The 20,875-nt window shown below is 63.6% G+C and carries 17 protein-coding genes; all 17 read left to right on the forward strand.

The genetic code is table 11. From position 1 onward, the window contains the following. Nucleotides 1–34 precede the first annotated feature (34 nt). Complete coding sequence (locus CJ178_RS01555) at nucleotides 35–3,439, forward strand: pyruvate carboxylase (RefSeq protein WP_045067179.1); 3,405 nt, start codon at nucleotides 35–37, stop codon at nucleotides 3,437–3,439. Then, a complete protein-coding gene (gene rsmD / locus CJ178_RS01560) occupies nucleotides 3,436–4,002 on the forward strand; it encodes a 16S rRNA (guanine(966)-N(2))-methyltransferase RsmD (protein ID WP_033236567.1) in 567 nt (188 codons plus the stop codon). Before CJ178_RS01555 ends, rsmD begins: the two co-directional genes overlap by 4 nt. Further along, nucleotides 3,999–4,493 carry a pantetheine-phosphate adenylyltransferase gene (gene coaD, locus CJ178_RS01565; RefSeq protein WP_033236566.1) on the forward strand — a complete coding sequence of 165 codons (495 nt, stop codon included), beginning with the start codon at nucleotides 3,999–4,001 and terminating at the stop codon, nucleotides 4,491–4,493. Before rsmD ends, coaD begins: the two co-directional genes overlap by 4 nt. A 135-nt stretch (nucleotides 4,494–4,628) precedes the next feature. Continuing rightward, nucleotides 4,629–5,390, forward strand: a complete 762-nt coding sequence (locus CJ178_RS01570) for a DivIVA domain-containing protein (RefSeq protein ID WP_033236565.1) — start codon at nucleotides 4,629–4,631, stop codon at nucleotides 5,388–5,390. 138 nt (nucleotides 5,391–5,528) lie between these two features. Further along, nucleotides 5,529–6,089 carry a YceD family protein gene (locus tag CJ178_RS01575; protein WP_033236564.1) on the forward strand — a complete coding sequence of 187 codons (561 nt, stop codon included), beginning with the start codon at nucleotides 5,529–5,531 and terminating at the stop codon, nucleotides 6,087–6,089. A 2-nt stretch (nucleotides 6,090–6,091) separates the two neighbouring features. Beyond that, a complete protein-coding gene (gene rpmF / locus CJ178_RS01580) occupies nucleotides 6,092–6,274 on the forward strand; it encodes a 50S ribosomal protein L32 (RefSeq protein ID WP_007729318.1) in 183 nt (60 codons plus the stop codon). A 19-nt stretch (nucleotides 6,275–6,293) separates the two neighbouring features. Beyond that, nucleotides 6,294–7,067 (forward strand): ribonuclease III, encoded by a 774-nt coding sequence (rnc, locus tag CJ178_RS01585; RefSeq protein WP_033236563.1) that lies wholly within the window; start codon nucleotides 6,294–6,296, stop codon nucleotides 7,065–7,067. Nucleotides 7,068–7,076: 9 nt separating this feature from the next. After that, nucleotides 7,077–7,949 carry a bifunctional DNA-formamidopyrimidine glycosylase/DNA-(apurinic or apyrimidinic site) lyase gene (gene mutM, locus CJ178_RS01590; protein ID WP_033236562.1) on the forward strand — a complete coding sequence of 291 codons (873 nt, stop codon included), beginning with the start codon at nucleotides 7,077–7,079 and terminating at the stop codon, nucleotides 7,947–7,949. A 42-nt stretch (nucleotides 7,950–7,991) separates the two neighbouring features. Further along, a complete protein-coding gene (locus tag CJ178_RS01595) occupies nucleotides 7,992–8,435 on the forward strand; it encodes an OsmC family protein (protein ID WP_033236561.1) in 444 nt (147 codons plus the stop codon). Then, entirely contained in the window at nucleotides 8,435–9,358 is a 924-nt protein-coding gene (locus CJ178_RS01600) for an SMP-30/gluconolactonase/LRE family protein (protein WP_033236560.1), read from the forward strand. Before CJ178_RS01595 ends, CJ178_RS01600 begins: the two co-directional genes overlap by 1 nt. Continuing rightward, nucleotides 9,355–9,633 (forward strand): acylphosphatase, encoded by a 279-nt coding sequence (locus CJ178_RS01605; RefSeq protein ID WP_095885959.1) that lies wholly within the window; start codon nucleotides 9,355–9,357, stop codon nucleotides 9,631–9,633. Before CJ178_RS01600 ends, CJ178_RS01605 begins: the two co-directional genes overlap by 4 nt. Before the next feature lie 25 nt (nucleotides 9,634–9,658). Next, entirely contained in the window at nucleotides 9,659–13,243 is a 3,585-nt protein-coding gene (smc, locus tag CJ178_RS01610) for a chromosome segregation protein SMC (RefSeq protein WP_095885960.1), read from the forward strand. 42 nt (nucleotides 13,244–13,285) lie between these two features. After that, nucleotides 13,286–14,776, forward strand: coding sequence for a signal recognition particle-docking protein FtsY (gene ftsY / locus CJ178_RS01615; protein ID WP_095885961.1), 1,491 nt, complete (start codon nucleotides 13,286–13,288; stop codon nucleotides 14,774–14,776). Nucleotides 14,777–15,024: 248 nt separating this feature from the next. Then, nucleotides 15,025–16,284: an ammonium transporter gene (locus tag CJ178_RS01620; protein ID WP_045067926.1), complete on the forward strand. Its 1,260-nt coding sequence runs from the start codon at nucleotides 15,025–15,027 to the stop codon at nucleotides 16,282–16,284. Nucleotides 16,285–16,341: 57 nt separating this feature from the next. Beyond that, the gene (locus CJ178_RS01625) at nucleotides 16,342–16,680 is read left to right on the forward strand and encodes a P-II family nitrogen regulator (protein WP_033236555.1); all 339 of its coding nucleotides are present in this window, start codon (nucleotides 16,342–16,344) and stop codon (nucleotides 16,678–16,680) included. Next, a complete protein-coding gene (locus CJ178_RS01630) occupies nucleotides 16,670–19,177 on the forward strand; it encodes a [protein-PII] uridylyltransferase (RefSeq protein ID WP_092808602.1) in 2,508 nt (835 codons plus the stop codon). The genes CJ178_RS01625 and CJ178_RS01630 overlap by 11 nt, the downstream gene beginning before the upstream one ends. A gap of 116 nt (nucleotides 19,178–19,293) precedes the next feature. Continuing rightward, nucleotides 19,294–20,871, forward strand: a complete 1,578-nt coding sequence (gene ffh / locus CJ178_RS01635; protein WP_033236554.1) for a signal recognition particle protein — start codon at nucleotides 19,294–19,296, stop codon at nucleotides 20,869–20,871. Nucleotides 20,872–20,875: the final 4 nt, after the last annotated feature.

Below are 20,875 nucleotides of genomic sequence, written 5' to 3' on the forward strand. Positions count from 1 at the left end.
CCTGCACACACGGAATTCGCGGTAGTTTTTCCCCATGTTCTCCAAAGTGCTCGTCGCCAACCGCGGCGAAATTGCGATCCGCGCCTTCCGCGCCGCCTACGAACTAGGTGCTGGAACTGTCGCGGTGTTCCCGTACGAGGATCGGAACTCGATCCACCGCCTGAAGTCTGACGAGAGTTATCAGATCGGGGAGAAGGGGCACCCGGTTCGGGCGTACCTGTCGGTGGAGGAGATCGTGGCCGCGGCCCAAAATGCCGGCGCTGACGCGATCTATCCCGGTTACGGGTTCCTGTCCGAGAATCCGGATCTGTCGGCTGCGTGTGCGGAGGCGGGCATCAAGTTCGTCGGCCCGTCCGCGGAGATCCTCGAGCTGACCGGTAACAAGGCGCGGGCGATTGCCGCAGCGAAGGCTGCGGGTCTGCCGGTGCTGGCGTCGTCGGAGCCGTCGTCGGATATCGACGAGTTGCTCGCGGCGGCCGAGGACATGACCTTCCCGATCTTCGTGAAAGCCGTCGCCGGTGGTGGTGGCCGCGGTATGCGCCGCGTAGCCGAGCGATCACTGCTCAAGGAATCCATCGAAGCCGCGGCGCGTGAAGCGGAATCCGCCTTCGGTGATCCGACGGTGTTCCTCGAGCAGGCTGTCATCGATCCCCGCCACATCGAAGTCCAGATCCTCGCCGACGAGCACGGCAATGTTATTCACCTGTTCGAGCGCGACTGCTCGTTGCAGCGTCGCCACCAGAAGGTGATCGAACTCGCCCCGGCCCCGAATCTGTCGGAGGAGTTGCGGGCCAAGATCTGCGCCGATGCCGTGGCTTTCGCGAAGCAGATCGGTTACACGTGCGCCGGCACGGTGGAGTTCCTTCTCGACACCCGTGGCAATCACGTCTTCATCGAGATGAATCCGCGAATCCAGGTGGAGCACACGGTCACCGAAGAGGTCACCGATGTCGACCTCGTTCAGTCGCAGCTCCTGATCGCGTCCGGTTCCACCCTCGACGACTTGGGTCTGACGCAGGACTCGATCAAGCTGCGCGGCGCGGCGCTGCAGTGCCGCATCACCACCGAGGACCCCGCCAACGGGTTCCGCCCCGACACGGGCCGGATCACCGCCTACCGCACGCCGGGTGGTGCCGGTATCCGCCTCGACGGCGGCGCAACTCTCGGTGCCGAGGTCGGCGCGTACTTCGACTCGATGCTGGTCAAGCTCACCTGCCGTGGACGCGACCTCGAGGCTGCCGTGGCGCGTGCGCGTCGCGCGGTCACGGAGTTCCGTATCCGCGGCGTCTCGACGAACATCCCGTTCCTGCAAGCAGTTCTCGACGATCCGGACTTCAAGGCCGGACGGGTCACGACCTCGTTCATCGAGGAACGTCCCCATCTGTTGACGCAGCGCTCCTCGGCGGACCGCGGTACCAAGATCCTCACGTACCTCGCCGACGTCACGGTCAACAAGCCGCACGGCGAACGTCCTTCCGCGGTGTACCCGCAGGACAAGCTCCCCAAGATCGATCTCTCGACTCCGCCGCCGGCCGGTAGCCGCCAGCGGTTGCTCGAACTCGGTCCGGAAGGATTCGCGAAGGCGCTGCGTGAGCAGAAGGCTGTTGCGGTCACCGACACCACGTTCCGTGACGCACACCAGTCGCTGTTGGCGACCCGCGTCCGCACCAGCGGTCTGCTCGACGTCGCCGGTCACGTTGCCCGGTTGACGCCGGAGCTGCTCTCCATCGAAGCGTGGGGCGGCGCGACATACGATGTGGGACTTCGCTTCCTGCACGAGGACCCGTGGTATCGGCTCGCCGCACTGCGCGAAGCGATCCCGAACATCAACCTGCAGATGCTGCTGCGTGGCCGAAACACGGTGGGCTACACGCCGTATCCGGAAAAGGTCACCCGCGCCTTCGTGCAGGAAGCCACCGACACCGGTATCGACATTTTCCGAATCTTCGACGCGCTCAACAATGTCGACCAGATGCGGCCGGCCATCGACGCGGTCCGCGAGACCGGTACGGCCCTCGCCGAGGTTGCGCTGAGCTACACCGGCGACCTGTCGGATCCGAACGAAACGCTCTACACCCTCGACTACTACCTGAAGCTGGCCGAGGAAATCGTCAATGCCGGCGCACACGTCCTGGCGATCAAGGACATGGCCGGACTGCTCCGCGCCCCGGCCGCGACCAAGCTCGTGACCGCGTTGCGCTCCAACTTCGATCTGCCGGTGCACGTTCACACGCATGACACCCCCGGTGGACAGTTGGCAACGTACTTCGCCGCCTGGCAGGCGGGCGCAGACGCCGTCGACGGTGCTTCGGCGGCTCTGGCCGGCACCACCAGCCAGCCCGCGCTGTCGGCCATCGTGGCTGCTGCTGCGCACTCGGAGTTCGACACCGGACTGAATCTGCAGAACGTGTGCGACCTCGAGCCGTACTGGGAGGCACTGCGAAAGGTGTACGCGCCGTTCGAGTCCGGGCTTCCGTCTCCGACCGGGCGCGTCTACACGCACGAGATCCCCGGCGGTCAGCTCTCGAACCTGCGCACTCAGGCTGTGGCACTGGGCCTCGGTGACCGCTTCGAAGAAGTCGAAGCCAAGTACGCCGACGCCGACCGCATGCTCGGGCATCTGGTGAAGGTGACGCCGTCGTCGAAGGTTGTCGGCGACCTCGCCCTGCACCTCGTCGGTGCCGGTGTTCCGTCGGAGGAATTTGCCGCCGACCCGGCCAAGTTCGACATCCCCGACTCGGTTGTCGGCTTCCTGCGCGGCGAACTGGGCACCCCGCCCGGCGGCTGGCCGGAACCGTTCCGCAGCAAGGCACTCGAGGGCCGCGGCCCCGCGAAGCCGGAGACGCCGCTCTCCGCCGCCGACGAGGCGCTGCTCGAAGGCTCGTCGAAGGACCGTCAGGGCGCGCTGAACCGTCTGCTGTTCCCCGGCCCGACCAAGGAATTCCTCGAGCACCGCGACAAGTACGGAGACACCTCGCGGCTCTCGGCGAACCAGTTCTTCTACGGCCTGCGCCGCGGTGAAGAACATCGCGTCGAACTCACACCTGGTGTGCAGTTGATCATCGGACTCGAAGCGATCTCCGAACCCGACGAGCGCGGCTACCGCACCGTGATGTGCATTCTCAACGGACAGTTGCGTCCGGTCTCCATCCGGGACCGGTCCATCGCCAGCGATGTGCCCGTGGCGGAGAAGGCCGACAAGAACAACCCAGGTCACGTGGCCGCACCGTTCGCGGGCGTCGTGACGCTCGCGGTGAAGGAAGGCCAGAAGATCGAGGCCGGTGACACCGTCGCCACCATCGAAGCAATGAAGATGGAAGCGGCGATCACCTCACCGCGCGGCGGCATCGTCTCCCGCATCGCGATCAGCGCAGTCCAGCAAGTCGAAGGCGGCGACCTCCTCGTTGTCGTCTCCACCGGGGAGAGCGCCGCAGAGTGACACGCATTATCTCGGGACTCGCAGGCGGTCGCCGCCTGCGAGTCCCGCCGAGCGGAACCCGGCCCACCTCGGACCGTGTCCGCGAGGCGCTTTTCAGTGCGCTCGAAGCGCGTATCGACCTCGACGGCTGTGCTGTCCTCGACCTGTTTGCCGGTTCCGGAGCCCTTGGCCTCGAAGCACTCTCCCGCGGTGCGGAGCACGTGATGCTCGTCGAGTCCGACGCAAAGGCAGCAGCAGTGATCAAGGACAACATCGGTGTTGTCGGGCTGCCTGGCGCGGTCCTACGGGCAGCGCCGGTCGCTGCGGTCGTCTCCGGTCCGAGTGCTCGTGAATACGACATCGTCATCGCAGACCCGCCGTACGCGGTGACCGACGACGCGGTGGTGTCCATCCTCCAACACCTTCAGACAAACAAGTGGGTGGGGGAGGGCACGATCGTCGTTCTCGAGCGGTCGTCCCGATCACCGGAGACCGTCTGGCCGCACGGGTTCGAACCCGTCAAGGCGAAGAAGTACGGCGAGGCCAGGATCGAACTCGCAACCTGCTACGGTCTGGACTCATGACTGGCGCCGTTTGCCCCGGATCCTTCGACCCTGTGACCAATGGTCACCTCGACGTAATCGGAAGAGTTGCTGCGCAATTCGACGAGGTCGTGGTCACCGTGATGATCAACAAGAACAAGCGCGGAATGTTCACCGTCGACGAGCGTATCGAGATGCTCGAAGACGCGACGAGCCACCTGCCCAACGTTCGAGTGACGTCATGGCACGGGCTTCTGGTCGACTACGCGAAGCAAGAGGGGATCACCGCGATCGTCAAGGGTCTGCGCGGCGCCAACGACTTCGACTACGAACTGCAGATGGCGCAGATGAACAAGAAGCTCAGCGGTGTCGACACGTTGTTCGTCGCAACCAACCCCACCTACAGCTACCTGTCCAGCTCACTGGTCAAGGAAGTTGCCACCTTCGGTGGTGATGTCGCTGACATGTTGCCCGCAAAAGTGCATGCCCGATTGCTCGACCGCATCGCTGAACGGGCAGCCGAAAACAGCTGATACCCGACACACCGCCCCCAGACGCACCTGGTGGGCCGATCTTCCGGCAAACTTGTCGACAAGGAACGGGCGCAGATCCAGGTGGATCGGTGACGATGTGGGCCGATAGTTGGCCGGTGAAGATTGGGGTTGCTTGTGTACCGGGTATTCGAGGCGCTTGACGAACTGGTCGCGATTGTCGAAGAGGCACGAGGCGTTCCGATGACTGCCGGGTGCGTCGTCCCACGCGGCGACGTGCTCGAACTGCTCGACGACGTCCGTGACGCTATTCCGAGTGAGCTGGACGACGCCCAGGACGTCCTCGACCATCGTGACAAGTTGGTCTCGGACGCGCGTTCCACGGCGGACAAAACCGTCAGCAGTGCCAACGCGGAAGCAACGTCGACGGTCGAGAATGCCCGCGACGACGCCGATCGCATCCTGTCCGACGCCAAGGCTCAGGCGGACCGCATGGTCGCCGAGGCCAGCGCTCACGCCGATCAGTTGGTCGCCGATGCCGAGGCGGAAGCCGAGCGCACGGTCACCGACGGTCGACGCGAGTACGACGCCGTCACTGCTCGCGCGCGCGACGAGTCCGATCGCATGATCGAAGCAGGAAAGGCGTCGTACGACCGCTCGGTTTCCGACGGAGCCGAGGAGCAGGCACGTCTGGTTTCCCAGACCGAGGTCGTCCAGACCGCGCGCGCCGAGTCGGCTCGGGTGATCGACGCCGCGCACGCGGAATCTGATCGAATGCGCTCGGAGTGCGATCTGTACGTCGACACCAAACTTGCCGAGTTCGAGGAGTTCCTCAACGGGACTGTTCGATCCGTCGGGCGCGGTCGTCAGCAATTGCGGACGGGTTCGGGTGTGCCCGACTACCTCGACGACGATCGCCGCCAGGAGCGTCGCCGATAGGGTCCTTCACCGGATTGGGCCTGCTGTGCACTGTCGGGTATTGTGGGGTGGTTGCCCATCCAGTTTCAACAGTTAGGTGAGTTCTCTTTGTCAACGCATCGTCGTCATTCATCGCATCAGTCAACTGATGCGGGATTCTTGCTGGACACCGTCAAGTTAGGTCGGCGTCCAGGGTCGATGCGCACTGTCGAGAGAACGATCCAGTCGCCGAATCGCATCGGTCTCGATCTCATCGCGATCGAAGCAGGTTCGGACATAGATCTCGATCTTCGTATGGAAGCGGTATCCGAGGGCGTTCTCGTCACCGGTACCGTGCACGCACCCACTACGGGTGAGTGCTCGCGGTGTCTCGAGCCGTTCACGAGCGTTGTGGACGTCTATCTCACGGAGTTGTTCGCTTACCCGGACAGCGTCACCGAGGAGACAACCGAAGAGGGCGAGGTCTACCAGGTCGAAGACGAAGAAATCGATCTGGAACCGGTCATCGTCGATGCAGTCGGACTGGCGCTTCCGCTCCAGCCTTTGTGCAGTGACGATTGCCTGGGATTGTGCTCAGAATGTGGCATTCGCCTGGCGATTGCGGAATCTGGGCATGGGCATGACATACTTGATCCTCGCTGGGCTGGTCTCGCGGCCAAATTTGGCGTGGAATCAAACACCAGTGAAAATCTTGTGATCACCGAAGCCGAGGAGAAGTAGAAGTGGCTGTCCCCAAGCGCAAAATGTCGCGATCCAACACGCGGTCGCGTCGTAGCCAGTGGAAGACCACTGTGCCCACCCTCGTTACCTGCCCCAACCGTGGCTGTGGCGAGCAGACCTTGCCCCACATCGCGTGCCCGTCCTGCGGTACGTACAAGGGCCGCCAGGTAACCGCTGCTGTCTAGTTCTCCACGGAGAAAGACTATGACGAGCGACAATACAGTTTCAGCCGTTGGCGGCGAGGGCAATCACGACACGCTCCTCGCCGCTATCGGCGTCGATATAGAGCCTGGCCTCTTGACGCTGGCTCTCACCCACCGCTCGTATGCATACGAGAACGGTGGACTGCCGACAAACGAGCGCCTCGAGTTCCTCGGGGATTCCGTTCTCGGTCTCACTGTTACCGAAAATCTTTACCTGTCACACCCGGCCAAGTCCGAAGGTGACCTCGCCAAGATTCGTGCGAGCGTAGTCAACATGCACGCTCTGGCCGAGGTTGCGCGGACTTTGGGTGAAGGTGGACTCGGAGCGCATCTGCTTCTGGGCAAGGGCGAGGAAATGACGGGTGGCCGTGACAAGCCGTCCATCCTCGCCGACGGTATGGAATCCATTCTTGGTGCCATCCACTTGCAGCACGGAATCGATACCGCGCGCCGTGTGGTCCTCGACCTGTTCGACGACCTTCTGACCCGTGCTCCGCTTCTGGGTGCCGGTTTGGACTGGAAGACGAGTCTGCAGGAGTTGACCGCAGAACACAGTGCCGGTGTTCCCGTGTACGAGATCACGGCTACCGGCCCCGATCACGACAAGGAATTCACCGCCACTGTGCTTATCAGCGGCAATCCCTTGGGTGTCGGTGTCGGTCGGTCCAAGAAGGAAGCCGAGCAGAAGGCAGCAAGTACGGCATGGAAAGCGATGTCGGAGAAGGCTTCCGAGGGCGCTGCTGTAGCCGATGCTCCTGTCGATCTTGCCGGCTGAGTTCTTCTCTTGCCTGAACTTCCCGAAGTCGAAGTCGTTCGCCGCGGCCTACAGTCTCACGCTGTAGGTGCGGCGATCGAGGCTGTCGAAGTTCTCCATCCCCGCGCTATTCGCCGCCACGTTCTCGGGTCCGACGACCTGATCGGGCAGTTGACCGGACAGACCATCGCCTCGGCCGAGCGCCGCGGCAAATACCTGTGGCTGGTTCTGGAACCTGCCGGTGTCGGTGTAGTGGTTCACCTCGGGATGAGCGGTCAGATGCTCGTTCAGCCGCCCACTGTGGACTGGGAAAAGCACCTTCGTATCCGACTGGCTCTCGATTCCGGAGCCGATCTTCGGTTTGTCGATCAGCGCACCTTCGGTGGCTGGTCGATTTCGCCGTTGGTCGAGGTGGACGGGACGCTGTTGCCGGAGTCGGTCGCACACATCGCACGTGACCCGATGGACGAGGCTTTCGATCTCGAATCGGTGGTGAGCGTTCTGCGCGGCAAGCACACCGAAATCAAACGAGCACTCCTCGATCAAACCGTCGTCTCCGGTATCGGAAACATCTATGCCGACGAATCATTGTGGCGGGCAAAGGTTCACGGCAACAGAATCGCCGAAACCCTGACAAAGCCCAAGCTGCGTGAGCTCGTGACGGCGGCCCGCAGTGTCATGGGTGAGGCGCTCGAGCAGGGCGGCACGTCCTTCGACGCGTTGTACGTCAACGTGAACGGCGAATCCGGCTACTTCGATCGCTCACTCTCGGCGTACGGGCAGGAAAATTTGCCGTGCCCGCGGTGTGGTGCGCCCATTCGGCGTGAGAAGTTCATGAATCGATCGTCGTTCAGTTGCCCGCGCTGCCAACCGGCACCCAGGTCGCGGCGAAACGTAGCGTAGGTCGTCGCACTCGCCACTGCAGAAGGGTGGCAAGATTGCGGCATGGCTGAACAGATCGCTGACAACGCACCGGCACACACCGAACTCTGGGTCGAACGTACCGGCACCCGCCTCTACACCGGCAAGAGTTCGCGGGGCGCCGAAGTCCTCATCGGATCGGAATCGGTACCGGGTGTTTTCACACCGGGGGAACTTCTCAAGATCGCTTTGGCAGCCTGCTCGGGAATGAGTTCGGACTTCCCGATTTCGCGCCGTCTCGGTGACAACTACGACGCGACCATTCGAGTGTCGGGAACCGCGGATCGTGAGAACGAGGTGTACCCGCAACTGGACGAGGTTCTCGAACTCGACCTCAGTGAACTCGACGCCGACGCCCAACAGCGGTTGATCACGCTGATCGAACGATCCGTCGACAAGGTCTGCACTGTGGGGCGCACCCTCAAAGCCGGCACCAAGGTCACGTTGACCATCGACACGGACGCCTGATGCTGCGCGCCGGCAGTGTTGTCGCAGCGCTGGTACTGGGTTGTGCTGTAGCAGTGTCCACTCCGGCGGCAGCGGAGTCCACTGGGGCCGGCGACGGTTGTGGTGAGTGGAGGTCGACGCTCGTGACCTCCGGTGCGGGAATGCTCGAAAACCTGGAATTCGACAGGGCCGGGTCGATGGTGTTGTCGCAGTCGGCTCCCGTCGGCCCGGGAGCGCTGCTCACCGTGGCGCCGGACGGAAGCCGAAAGACTCTGGTGAGCAACGTGAACGGGCCGGGTGGGCTGGTTGCCCAAGACAGCGCCGTGTACTTCACCACCGGAAACACTGCAGTCTCAGGACTGTTCGGAATCGCGGACGGAACTTTGGGCAGAGTCGACGTCGGGGACGGGTCGGTGACGACGATTGCCGACGGGTTGGTGATGCCCAACGGCCTTGTGCCGCTGGACGGCAATCGGTTCCTGACGACGCGTACATTGACACAACCCGGACTGACCGTGATCGGCAGTGACGGTTCGGCGACGGTGGTGCGCGAGGATCTCGGAACCGTCGACGGGTTGGCTCGATCGGGGCAGAATATTTTTGTGACAACAACATTCGACCTCACCACCGCAATTCACATTCTGAACGCCGACGATCTGGGTGGAACTGTGCGGACTATTGCGTTGCCAGGGTTCGGTCCCGCGAACATGGCCGACGATTTGACCGTCGGACCGGACGGAGCGCTGTACGTGGCGTTCAACGCCGGTGGCAAGGTTGTGCGTGTTGATCCGGAGTGGGGCACCTCGTGTGAGATTGCTTCCGGTTTGCCGTTGACCTCGGCGGTGAAGTTCGGCGCCGGACCGGGGTGGGATCCGAATGCGCTGTACACCACCAGTTTCCTGGGTGACGTGCACAAGCTCGATCGGGTCGGCGGTGTGTCATGAGTGAGCCGGTGCGGTTGACGGCGTGGGTACACGGCTTTGTCCAAGGCGTCGGGTTCCGGTGGTGGACCCGGGCGCGCGCGTTGGAATTGGGATTGGTGGGGTACGCGTCGAATCAGCGCGACGGCCGAGTACTCGTTGTCGCGGAGGGTGATCGGGAGTCGCTCGAAAGGTTGCTGGAGTCGTTGCGCTCGGGCACCACGCCGGGAACTGTCGACCTGGTTGTCGACAGTTGGGACGCCGCGCGGGGAGAGATGTCCGGGTTCGTCGAACGCTGACCGCGATGACGGTAAAGTTCTCCGCATGCATCTCAAGAGTCTGACGCTCAAAGGCTTCAAGTCTTTTGCGTCGGCAACGACTCTGCGATTCGAACCCGGCATCACCTGCGTGGTCGGCCCTAACGGTTCCGGAAAATCGAATGTCGTCGACGCGCTGTCCTGGGTCATGGGAGAGCAAGGCGCCAAGGCATTGCGCGGCGGAAAAATGGAAGACGTCATCTTTGCCGGAACCTCCGGGCGGGCACCGCTCGGCCGCGCCGAAGTGACCTTGACCATCGACAATTCCGACGGCGCTCTTCCGATCGACTACACCGAGGTGTCGATCACGCGGCGAATGTTCCGTGACGGCGCAGGGGAGTACGAGATCAACGGCTCGTCGTGCCGGTTGATGGACGTCCAGGAACTACTCAGCGACTCCGGAATCGGGCGCGAAATGCACGTCATCGTCGGCCAGGGCAGGCTCGCCGCGATCCTGGAATCGCGGCCGGAGGATCGCCGCGCATTCATCGAGGAAGCGGCCGGCGTCCTGAAGCATCGGCGCCGCAAGGAAAAAGCGGTACGCAAGCTCGATTCCATGCAGGCCAATCTCGCCCGGTTGAGCGATCTCACCGCGGAATTGCGACGCCAACTCAAGCCACTCGGTCGTCAGGCCGAGGTTGCCAGGCGCGCCCAGACTGTGCAGGCAGATCTGCGTGATGCCAAGATGCGTTTGGCCGCAGATGATCTCGTGACCCGGCGGAATGCCCTGCAGGATCAAGCGCAGGACGAGAAGGCTGCGCGCGAGCAACACAATCAGGTGGCCGCCGCCCTCGACGAGGCCAACCTCGAACTCGGGCGCCAGGAGCAAGCACTGGCCCGCCTGACGCCCGGCGCAGAAGCCGCGGCGCAGACGTGGTTCCAGTTGTCGGCGCTGGCGGAACGAGTCAACGCCACGGTGCGTATCGCACGTGAGCGTGCGCGTCACCTCGACTCCGAACCGGTTGGCGTGCGTGGCCAGGATCCCGACGAGATGGAGGCGCGGGCCGAGCGAATGGCGGCTGAGGAAGCCGAGTTGATCGAAGGCGTCGAGATTGCTCGTGCTGCGGCCGAGGCGGCGCGCGAACAATTGGCGGCAACGGAAGACGCTGCGGCAGAAGCGGAACGGGCACACATGGCCGAGGTACGCGCTGTGGCCGATCGCCGCGAGGGGCTCGCTCGACTGTCCGGGCAGGTAGACACCCTACGAACGCGCGTCGAATCCGCGGACGCCGAAGTTGCGCGGCTCACCGAATCGATCGACGAATCCCGACGCCGCGGGAATGACGCAGAAGCCGAGTTCGAGACGGTGCAGGAAAGTATCGGTGACCTCGATGCCGGCGAGGTCGGTCTCGACACCAATCACGAGCGCGCCGTCGAAGCGCTCACGATCGTCGATGCGCGGGTTGCCGAGTTACGCGCCGAAGAGAAGTCGAGCGGACAGCGCATCGCGTCGTTGAGCGCTCGTATCGAAGCGCTCTCGATCGGGTTGGCCCGCAAGGACGGTGCGGGGTGGCTTCTGGAGCGCCACGACGGCGTCACCGGCGCGCTGGCCGACATGATTCGGGTGACGCCGGGCTACGAGAGTGCAATTGCCGCTGCGATGGGGCCGGCCGCGGATGCTGTTGTCGCGCAGTCGAGTGACGCCGCACGATCTGCGGTATCGGCATTGGCCGAACACGACGGTGGGCAGGCGGCGTTGATTGTCCACGGGCCGAACGACGTGTCCGCTCCGGTCGACCTCGGTCCTGGCATTCGCCGGGCCGTCGACGTCATCGAGTGCGCGGACGAACTGCGAGCGGGACTCGACGCTCTCCTGGGCGACGTGGTCTTGGTCGACACCCTCGACGAGGCGATACGAGTTGTGGCTGAACACAGCATGATTCGGGCCGTCGACCGCTCCGGGAACCTGCACGGCCGGGGGTGGTTCGTCGGCGGTTCCGATCGACGCCCGAGCACGCTGGAAACCCAAGCGTCCATCGACGCATCCGCAGCCGAGTTGGCGCAGACACAACTGCGGGCCGAAGAGTTGGATGCAGCTTTGGCCGGCGCCCTGTCTGAACAGGCAATCCGGCAGGAAACCGCAGAACAGACTCTTGCCGCACTCAACGAATCCGATGCGGCGATCTCCGCGATCTACGAACAGTTGGGCCGACTCGGTCAGGCGGTGCGCGTCGCGCACGAAGAGTCGGAGCGACTGACGTTGCACCGCAGTCGCGCCGAAGCCCGTCGAGTCGAATCTCTCACTGCGCTGACCGAACTGGAGGAACGCCTGCGCCACGCGGAGGACAACGGCGGGCTCGAAGCCGGGGAACCGGAATCAACCGCCACCGACCGGGAAATGGCGGCGGCAGCGCTCGCGGAAGTACGCATCGTCGAAATGGATGCGCGACTGACCGTACGCACTGCCGAGGAACGCGCCGAATCCGTTCGCGGAAAAGCCGATTCGCTGCGCCGCGCGGCAGCCGCCGAACGCGAGGCGAGGGTGCGGGCAGAACACGCGTTGCGGGCACGGGCACATGCGGCCGCCGTGGCTGCGGCAGTCGCAGAATCCGGTCTGCGAGTGGTTAGCGAACTCGAGACCGTCGTGGCGGCAGCGGTTGCTCATCGCGACGACCTGGCGCGCGCCCGTACCGAATGCGTCGCCAAGCTCGACCAGGTTCGAGAGATCGTCAAGGCGCTGAACGGGCAGCTCGCATCGCTGACCGATGCCGTGCACCGCGACGAAGTTGCCAAGGCACAGGCAGCAATGCGCATCGAGCAATTGGAAGAGTCCATTCTCGAGCAGTACGGAATCGGACTCGACGATCTGATCGCGGAGTACGGCCCCGACGTCGAATTGCCACCGACGGCTCTCGAGTTGGCGGAGTACGAAGAAGCCAAGGCGCGCGGCGAGCAGGTCACCGCTCCGGCGCCCGCTCCGTACGACCGCGCCACGCAGGAGCGTCGGGCCAAGCGGGCCGAGAAAGACCTCGCAACCCTGGGCAAGGTCAATCCGCTGGCGCTCGAAGAATTTGCCGCACTCGAAGAGCGGTACACCTTTCTCTCCACTCAACTCGAAGACGTCAAAACAGCACGCAAGGATCTCCTCGCGGTGGTCGCCGACGTCGACGCCCGGATCTTGCAGGTGTTCACCGAGGCCTACACCGACGTCGCCCGTGAGTTCGTAGGGGTCTTCGAGACACTGTTCCCCGGCGGCGAAGGCCGACTTGTCCTGACCGACCCGTCGGACATGCTCACCACCGGCATCGAGGTCGAAGCGCGACCACCGGGAAAGAAGGTCAAACGGCTCTCCTTGCTCTCGGGTGGAGAGAAATCCTTGACAGCGGTGGCCATGCTCGTCGCGATCTTCCGGGCCCGGCCGTCACCGTTCTACGTCATGGACGAAGTCGAAGCCGCTCTCGACGACACCAACCTGCGCCGCCTCATCGGGCTCTTCGAACAGCTGCGGGAAAAATCGCAGTTGATCGTGATCACGCACCAGAAACCCACCATGGAAATCGCGGATGCTCTCTACGGAGTGAGCATGCGCGGCGACGGCATCACGACTGTCATTTCCCAGCGATTGCGAGGGCAAGACCTCGCCGTTCGGTAAGCCTTGGTCACTTTCTGTTGCCGAGCCTGAAACAATGAGCCGGTGACTACCCAGGCTTGGATCATCATCGCGGCTGTCGCGGCCGTAGTACTTATTGCTCTTGTGGCGGGTTTCCTGCGCTACCGCAGCCGCCAGGTGTCGTTGAAGGCGCCCGAGACGAAGCCGGAGCTCGGTGCACCGGAGAAGGACAAGTCGGGCGGCTACAAAGCCGGCGGCGGGTTCAACTTCAGTGAGGGATCGACGGCAACGGCGCCACCGCCGGCACCGGCCCCGCCGGCAAAGCCGCCAGTTCCGGAGAAGCCAGTTCCGGAGAAGCCGGTCGAGCCGGAACCGGCGCCGCCCGTTGTTGTAGAGCCGGTTGTCGAAGCTCCTGTTGTTGAGGAACCAGTTGTTGAAGAGCCGGTCGTTGAGGCGCCCGTCGTCGAAGAGCCGGTGGTTGAAAAGCCGGTTGTCGAGGCGCCCGTCGTCGAGGAACCGGTCGTTGAAGAGCCGGTCGTTGAAGCGCCGGTTGTCGAAGAGCCGGTCGTCGAGGCCCCGGTGGTCGAGGCTCCTGTCGTCGAGACGGCTCCTGTTGCTCCGGTCGAGCCCGCCCCTCGGGTTCTCGACGAGATCGAACCGACCGAAGGCCGACTTGATCGCCTGCGCGGTCGACTGTCTCGTTCACAGTCGGCAGTCGGCAAGAGCTTGCTCGGTCTGCTCGGTGGTGGCGACCTGGACGAGGATTCGTGGGAAGAGGTCGAGGACACCCTGTTGATCGCGGACCTCGGTTCTGCGACGACGGAAAAGATTGTTGCCACGCTGCGGGCGCAGATGGCAGCCCGCAGTGTTCGGACCGAGGCGGAGGCTCGCGCTTTGCTGCGTGAGGTACTCGTCGCGGAGCTTCGTCCGGAACTGGATCGCTCGATCCGGGCGCTTCCGCACGACAACCATCCGGCGGTTCTGCTTGTCGTCGGTGTGAACGGAACCGGCAAGACCACCACGACGGGCAAGCTGGCCCGCGTATTGGTCGCTGACGGGCGACGGGTGCTTCTTGGTGCCGCTGACACGTTCCGTGCTGCTGCGGCCGATCAGCTGCAGACGTGGGCCGAGCGCGTCGGCGCTGAGGTTGTTCGCGGAAAGGAAGGCGGCGATCCCGCTGCTATTTCCTTCGACGCCGTTACTCGTGGCATCGAGGAGGGCGTCGACGTCGTTCTGATCGACACCGCCGGCCGCTTGCACACCAAGACCGGTTTGATGGACGAGCTCGGCAAGGTCAAGCGTGTGATCGAGAAGAAGGCGTCGGTCGACGACGTTCTTCTGGTTCTCGACGCCACCGTGGGGCAGAACGGTCTCGCTCAGGCCCGCGTGTTTGCCGAAGTTGTCGATATCACCGGTGTTGTTCTGACCAAGTTGGACGGTACGGCGAAGGGCGGAATCGTCTTCCAGGTTCAGCATGAACTCGGGGTTCCGGTGAAGCTTGTCGGCCTCGGTGAGGGCGCTGACGACCTGGCTCCGTTCGAACCGGGAGCGTTTGTCGACGCACTGTTGGGCTAGCGCCCCCGTGCGCCTTTTCGGTAGTGCCCACTACCGAAAAGGCGCACAGGGATTCGAAGAATCCCAGTATGAAACTTACTTGCAACAAAGTTGGGTAATTGGTTCACGTCCGCGAAACGTAAGCGCGCCACGGACGAAACACCAGCCCAGCAGTCTTCTACTCAACGACGTGCCACCCGGCACGTGCGACTAGGAGGTAGTAAGTGAGTACCGACGATTTGTTGGCGAACTCCGGTAACGCCGCATGGATGCTGATGGCCGCATCACTGGTTCTGCTGATGACACCGGGTGTCGCGTTCTTCTACGGCGGCATGTCTCGGTCCAAGTCCGTGCTCAACATGATGATGATGTCCTTCGGTTCGATGGCCGTCATCGGTGTCATCTACGTGCTGTGGGGATGGTCCATGTCCTACGGCACCGAGAACATCGGTGGCATCTTCGCGAATCCCTTCGAGTTCTTCGGACTCAAGGACAGCATCACCGACGCGGACGGTAACTTCATCGCCGGTGCGTGGGGCTACCCCAATGTCATCGACATCGCCTTCCAGGTGACGTTCGCCATCATCACGACAGCACTTATCAGCGGTGCGTTGGCCGAGCGCGTGAAGTTCGGTACGTGGATGCTGTTCTCGGGCATCTGGGTCACGGTTGTCTACTTCCCGCTCGCTCACATGGTGTGGGGTGGCGGATTGCTCTCGGGTTCCGAGGACGGCATCGCCGCAAAGATCTTCGGCACCACCGATGACGGTGACGGTGGCCTCGTTGCCGCAGTCCCGCCGATCGACTTCGCCGGTGGCACAGTCGTTCACATCAACGCCGGTATGGCCGCTCTGGTTCTCGCTCTGATCGTCGGCAAGCGCGCCGGCTTCGGCAAGACCGCGTTCCGTCCGCACAACCTGCCGCTGGTCATGCTCGGTGCGGCTCTGCTCTGGTTCGGTTGGTTCGGCTTCAACGCCGGTTCCGCTTTTGCTGCCGACGGTTTTGCCGGTCTCGCCTGGGTCAACACCACCACCGCTACCGCCGCTGCAATCCTCGCTTGGTTGCTCACGGAGCGTATCCGTGACGGACATGCCACCAGCCTCGGTGCTGCTTCCGGTGCTGTTGCCGGTCTTGTTGCAATCACCCCGGCAGCTGGTGCACTGAACCCGGTCGGCTCGATCTTCCTCGGCGCAATCGCCGGTATTCTCTCCGCTCTGGCCGTCGGCCTGAAGTTCCGCTTCGGCTTCGACGATTCGCTCGACGTTGTCGGTGTTCACCTCGTCTCCGGCCTGTGGGGCACGATCGGTATCGGATTCTTCGGTACGTCGACCGGTCTCTTCTACGGCGGTGACTACAAGCAGTTGGTGGTTCAGATCGTGATTGCAGTTGTCGCTCTTGTCTTCACCGGTGTTCTCACCGCGATCATCGGCTACGCACTCAAGCCCCTCGGATGGCGCATCTCGGCCGAGGACGAGGCTCGTGGAATCGACGAGACCCAACACGCAGAGACCGCATACGACCTCGCGTGATCAGCACGTGATTAAAGTGAAATCGCAGCACTTCAGAGTTGGGAAAGGGATGAGCACATGAAGCTGATCACAGCAATCGTCAAGCCGTTCACGCTCGAGGACGTCAAAACCGCGCTCGAGCAGGCCGGGGTGCTGGGTATGACTGTCAGTGAAGTTCAGGGTTACGGTCGTCAGAAGGGCCACACCGAGGTGTACCGAGGCGCGGAGTACTCCGTGGACTTCGTACCGAAGGTTCGGGTGGAGGTCGTGATCGACGACGCGGCTGTCGACAAGGTGGTCGAGGTGATCGTCGAGGCTGCGCGCACCGGCAAGATCGGTGACGGCAAGGTCTGGGTCTCGCCGGTCGAGTCGGTCATCCGGGTTCGTACCGGAGAACGTGGTGGCGATGCACTCTGACCCGAATGGGTCCGGGAACTTCGGCCCTGGTTCCGTCGCTAAGGCGACGGGGCCAGGGCCGGTCTCGTCAGGGGGATCCGATGAAGCCGCGGACCTGGCCCGCGCACGCAAGGCATTACTCGACGGTGGACCCAAGAATCGTCGGCTCGACGCACCTTCGCTGCGACACGCACTGGTTGATCTCCACGAGTTCTGGCTGACCACCAAGGGCGCCGAATTGGGAATCAAGCCCGACTGCGGATTTGCGATTGTTGCTGTCGGCGGGCTGGGCCGACGCGAATTGCTGCCCTATTCCGATCTCGATCTGATTCTGCTGCACGACGACATGGATCCCGCCGTGGTGGCTCAGGTGGCGGAACGCCTCTGGTACCCGTTGTGGGACGCGCACATCAAGCTCGACCACAGCGTGCGGACGCTGCCGCAGGCCTTGCAGGTTGCGGCAACCGATATCACCGCGTCGCTTGGCATGCTGGAAGCTCGCCACATTGCCGGCGACATGGAACTCACCAATTTGCTGATCAGCGGTGTGCGACGCCAATGGCGGATGGACATTCGCTCGCGGTTCGACGATTTGATCGCGCAGACCCAGTCGCGGTGGGCGAGCAGCGGCGAGATCGCCCACCGAGCCGAGCCGGATCTCAAGAGCGGGCGCGGGGGACTGCGTGACGTGCAGTTGCTCAATGCCCTGTCCATCGCTCAGTTGACGGACGGCATGCCGGGGCTCGGTCCCAATTCGCCTGGCGGCGGTCTGGCACTGGCGCACCGGCGACTGCTCGACGTACGCACGGAGTTGCATCGCGTGGCCGGTCGGCCGCGGGATCAGCTGCGGGCGCAGGACGCCGACGAGATCGGCGCCGCCCTGCGGATCGGTGATCGATTCGATCTGGCTCGCCTGCTCAGCGAATCGGCACGCATTATCAGCTATTCGGTGGACGTCGGAATCCGTACTGCCGGAAACTCTTTGCCCAAGCGTGGGTTGTCGCGGCTCCGGCGGCCTCCGGTGCGTCATCCTCTGGACGAGGGTGTCGTAGAGCATGCCGGAGAAGTCGTGCTGGCGCGCGATGCTCGGCCCAAGAAGGACTCAGGGTTGATCATGCGCGTTGCGGCGGCTGCCGCAACCGGTGGGATGCCGATCTCGGCGTCGACGCTCAATCGCTTGGCGGACAACGCTCCTGAACTGCGCGAGCCGTGGCCTAAGAACGCGGTCAACGATCTTCTGGTGTTGTTGGGGTCGGGTTCTCGGGCGGTGCCGGTCATCGAGGCTTTGGATCGCACCGGATTGTGGGGGCGACTGTTGCCGGAGTGGGGCACGATCCGGGATCTGCCTCCGCGTGACGCCGTCCATACCTGGACGGTCGATCGGCACCTCGTCGAAACCGCCGCATACGCAAGCGGATTCACGACGCGGGTCGCGCGTCCTGATCTGCTGATGCTCGGAGCCTTGATTCACGACATCGGAAAGGGGCGCGGCGGCGATCACAGTGTGGTCGGCGCGGAACTGGCCACGGCAATCGGAAACAGGTTGGGGCTCTGGCCTTCCGACGTCGCGATGCTGTCCGCGATGGTCCGATATCACCTGCTGTTGCCGGAAACGGCGACGCGACGCGATCTGGACGATCCGGCGACGGTGCAGGGGGTCGTCGATTCACTGGGCGGTGACGGAACGCTGCTCGACCTTCTTCATGCACTCGCCGAAGCGGATTCTCTGGCAACGGGTCCGGGTGTGTGGGGTGATTGGAAATCGTCGTTGATCGGCGAACTGGTGCGTCGATGCCGCTTGCTGATGGCGGGGGAGGATCTGCCCGCTCCGGATCCGCTCGATCCCGAGCAGTTGTCCATCGCCGAGGACGGCGGTGTTCACGTGTCGTTGTCTCCGGCCGAGAACGCGCATACGTATGTCGTCACGGTCATTGCTCCGGATGCACCCGGCCTGTTGTCACGGGCCGCGGGGATTCTTGCGTTGTCGTCGCTTCGCGTGCATTCGGCTTCGCTGGGCGCCCACGCGGGATCTGCAGTCAACTCCTTTGTCGTGACTCCGCGTTTCGGGGCGCCGCCGCAAGCCGCGCTGCTGCGACAGGAGTTGATCCGTGCATCCGAGGGCGAGCTGAACCTGCTAGAGCTACTCGATGCCAAGGAAGAGGAAACTCGGGCGCAGCAGTGGGAAGATCCGATTGCGCTGAGCAAGAGTTCGGCGATCCCGGTCCTGTACGCACAGGCACCGCCGCGGGTGATCTGGTTCGATTCGCCTGGTGAGGGTCAGGCGATCCTCGAAGTACGTACCGAGGATCGCGTCGGATTGCTGTGTCGTCTGGCCGCAGCTCTCGAACGCAGCGGCGCCGACATCAGGTGGGCAAAAGTCGCGACCCTGGGCTCGTCTGTCATCGACTCGTTCTGCCTCGACTTCGGTGGGGCCGATTCGCGGGCCAGTCGTGAGCGCGTCGAGGCCGCCGTTCTGAGTGTTGTGCCGCTGCCGCAGCCGGAGAAAAAGCCGCAGTAGCGACACGCCTGAAAGCGGTTACGTCCGCATCGGCTGGGATCGATGCGGACGTAGCGGCTAGGCTGGTGCCCGAGAATATCCACGGCAAACTCGCACGACCTTCAGGAGCGCACTCGGTGTTCGAATCCCTTTCCGACAGATTGACCGGATCTCTCAAGGATCTGCGTGGTAAGGGTCGTCTGTCCGGCGCCGATATCGACGCGACCGCCCGTGAGATCCGCCTCGCACTTCTCGAGGCCGACGTTGCGCTGCCCGTCGTGCGCAGCTTCATCGCCAAGATCAAGGAACGCGCCAAGGGCGCCGAGGTGTCCGGTGCTCTCAACCCGGCGCAGCAGGTCGTCAAGATCGTCAACGAGGAACTTGTTCAGATCCTCGGCGGCGAAACTCGTCGGTTGCAGTTCGCCAAGAACCCCCCGACAGTCATCATGCTGGCCGGTCTGCAGGGTTCCGGTAAGACCACCCTCGCCGGCAAGCTGGCCAAGTGGCTCAAGGATCAGGGCCACACTCCACTTCTGGTTGCGTGTGACCTGCAGCGTCCCGGCGCCGTCACACAGCTGCAGATCGTCGGCGAACGCGCCGGTGCCGCCGTCTTCGCGCCGCACCCGGGTACGTCCATCGGCGGCGGCGAGAACGCTCTCGGCGTCTCCGCTGCCGACCCCGTCGAGGTAGCCCGAGCCGGCGTCGAAGAGGCGCGCAACAAGCAGTACGACGTGGTCATCGTCGACACCGCCGGCCGACTCGGCATCGATGCAGATCTGATGGAGCAGGCTGCCGGTATTCGTGACGCCGTCAACCCGGACGAGACAATTTTTGTTCTCGACTCGATGATCGGTCAGGACGCGGTCAGCACGGCCGAGGCGTTCCGTGAGGGTGTCGGCTTCACCGGTGTTGTCCTCACCAAGCTCGACGGCGACGCCCGTGGTGGCGCCGCGCTCAGCGTTCGTGAGATCACGGGCCAGCCGATTCTGTTCGCGTCGACGGGCGAGAAGCTCGAAGACTTCGACGTCTTCCACCCGGACCGTATGGCCAGCCGCATCCTCGGCATGGGCGATGTCCTGAGCCTGATCGAGCAGGCCGAGCAGGTCTTCGACGCCGAGCAGGCTGAAGCAACCGCCGCCAAGATCGGCTCCGGCCAGCTGACGCTCGAGGATTTCCTCGATCAGATGATGGCTGTCCGCAAGATGGGCCCGATCGGCAACCTTCTCGGCATGCTGCCAGGCGCAGGCGGAATGAAGGACGCGCTGGCCAACGTCGACGAGAAGCAACTCGACCGCATCCAGGCGATCATCCGCGGTATGACGCCCGCCGAGCGTGAAGACCCCAAGATCATCAACGCGTCCCGCCGTCTGCGCATCGCAAACGGTTCGGGTGTCAAGGTCTCCGACGTCAACCAGTTGGTGGACCGGTTCTTCGAGGCCCGAAAGATGATGGCCGCCATGGCCGGTCGCATGGGCATGCCCGGCGCCCGCAAGCAGGTGCGCAGCAAGAAGGGCAAGAAGGGCAAGAAGGGCGGCAAGGGTCCGACGCAGCCCAAGATGCGCGGAGGGTTCCCCGGCATGGGCGGATTCCCGGGTATGCCCGGTGGCATGCCTGCCGGAATGCCCGACCTGTCGAACATGCCCAAGGGACTCGACCAGTTGCCACCCGGACTCGAAGGCATCGACCTGTCGCAGCTCAAGCTGCCCAAGAAGTAAGCCC

Source organism: Rhodococcus sp. ACPA4, assembly GCF_002300185.1.
GTDB lineage: Bacteria > Actinomycetota > Actinomycetes > Mycobacteriales > Mycobacteriaceae > Rhodococcus_F > Rhodococcus_F globerula.

What these genes read in the sequence shown, in the direction of transcription:
- CJ178_RS01630 (WP_092808602.1), top strand. Translation starts at nt 16,670, where the DNA reads ATGCACTCTGACCCGAATGGGTCCGGGAACTTCGGCCCTGGTTCCGTC.
- coaD (WP_033236566.1), top strand. Translation starts at nt 3,999, where the DNA reads ATGACTGGCGCCGTTTGCCCCGGATCCTTCGACCCTGTGACCAATGGT.
- CJ178_RS01600 (WP_033236560.1), top strand. Translation starts at nt 8,435, where the DNA reads ATGCTGCGCGCCGGCAGTGTTGTCGCAGCGCTGGTACTGGGTTGTGCT.
- CJ178_RS01555 (WP_045067179.1), top strand. Translation starts at nt 35, where the DNA reads ATGTTCTCCAAAGTGCTCGTCGCCAACCGCGGCGAAATTGCGATCCGC.
- CJ178_RS01620 (WP_045067926.1), top strand. Translation starts at nt 15,025, where the DNA reads ATGCTGATGGCCGCATCACTGGTTCTGCTGATGACACCGGGTGTCGCG.
- CJ178_RS01605 (WP_095885959.1), top strand. Translation starts at nt 9,355, where the DNA reads ATGAGTGAGCCGGTGCGGTTGACGGCGTGGGTACACGGCTTTGTCCAA.
- CJ178_RS01625 (WP_033236555.1), top strand. Translation starts at nt 16,342, where the DNA reads ATGAAGCTGATCACAGCAATCGTCAAGCCGTTCACGCTCGAGGACGTC.
- CJ178_RS01595 (WP_033236561.1), top strand. Translation starts at nt 7,992, where the DNA reads ATGGCTGAACAGATCGCTGACAACGCACCGGCACACACCGAACTCTGG.
- smc (WP_095885960.1), top strand. Translation starts at nt 9,659, where the DNA reads ATGCATCTCAAGAGTCTGACGCTCAAAGGCTTCAAGTCTTTTGCGTCG.
- rnc (WP_033236563.1), top strand. Translation starts at nt 6,294, where the DNA reads ATGACGAGCGACAATACAGTTTCAGCCGTTGGCGGCGAGGGCAATCAC.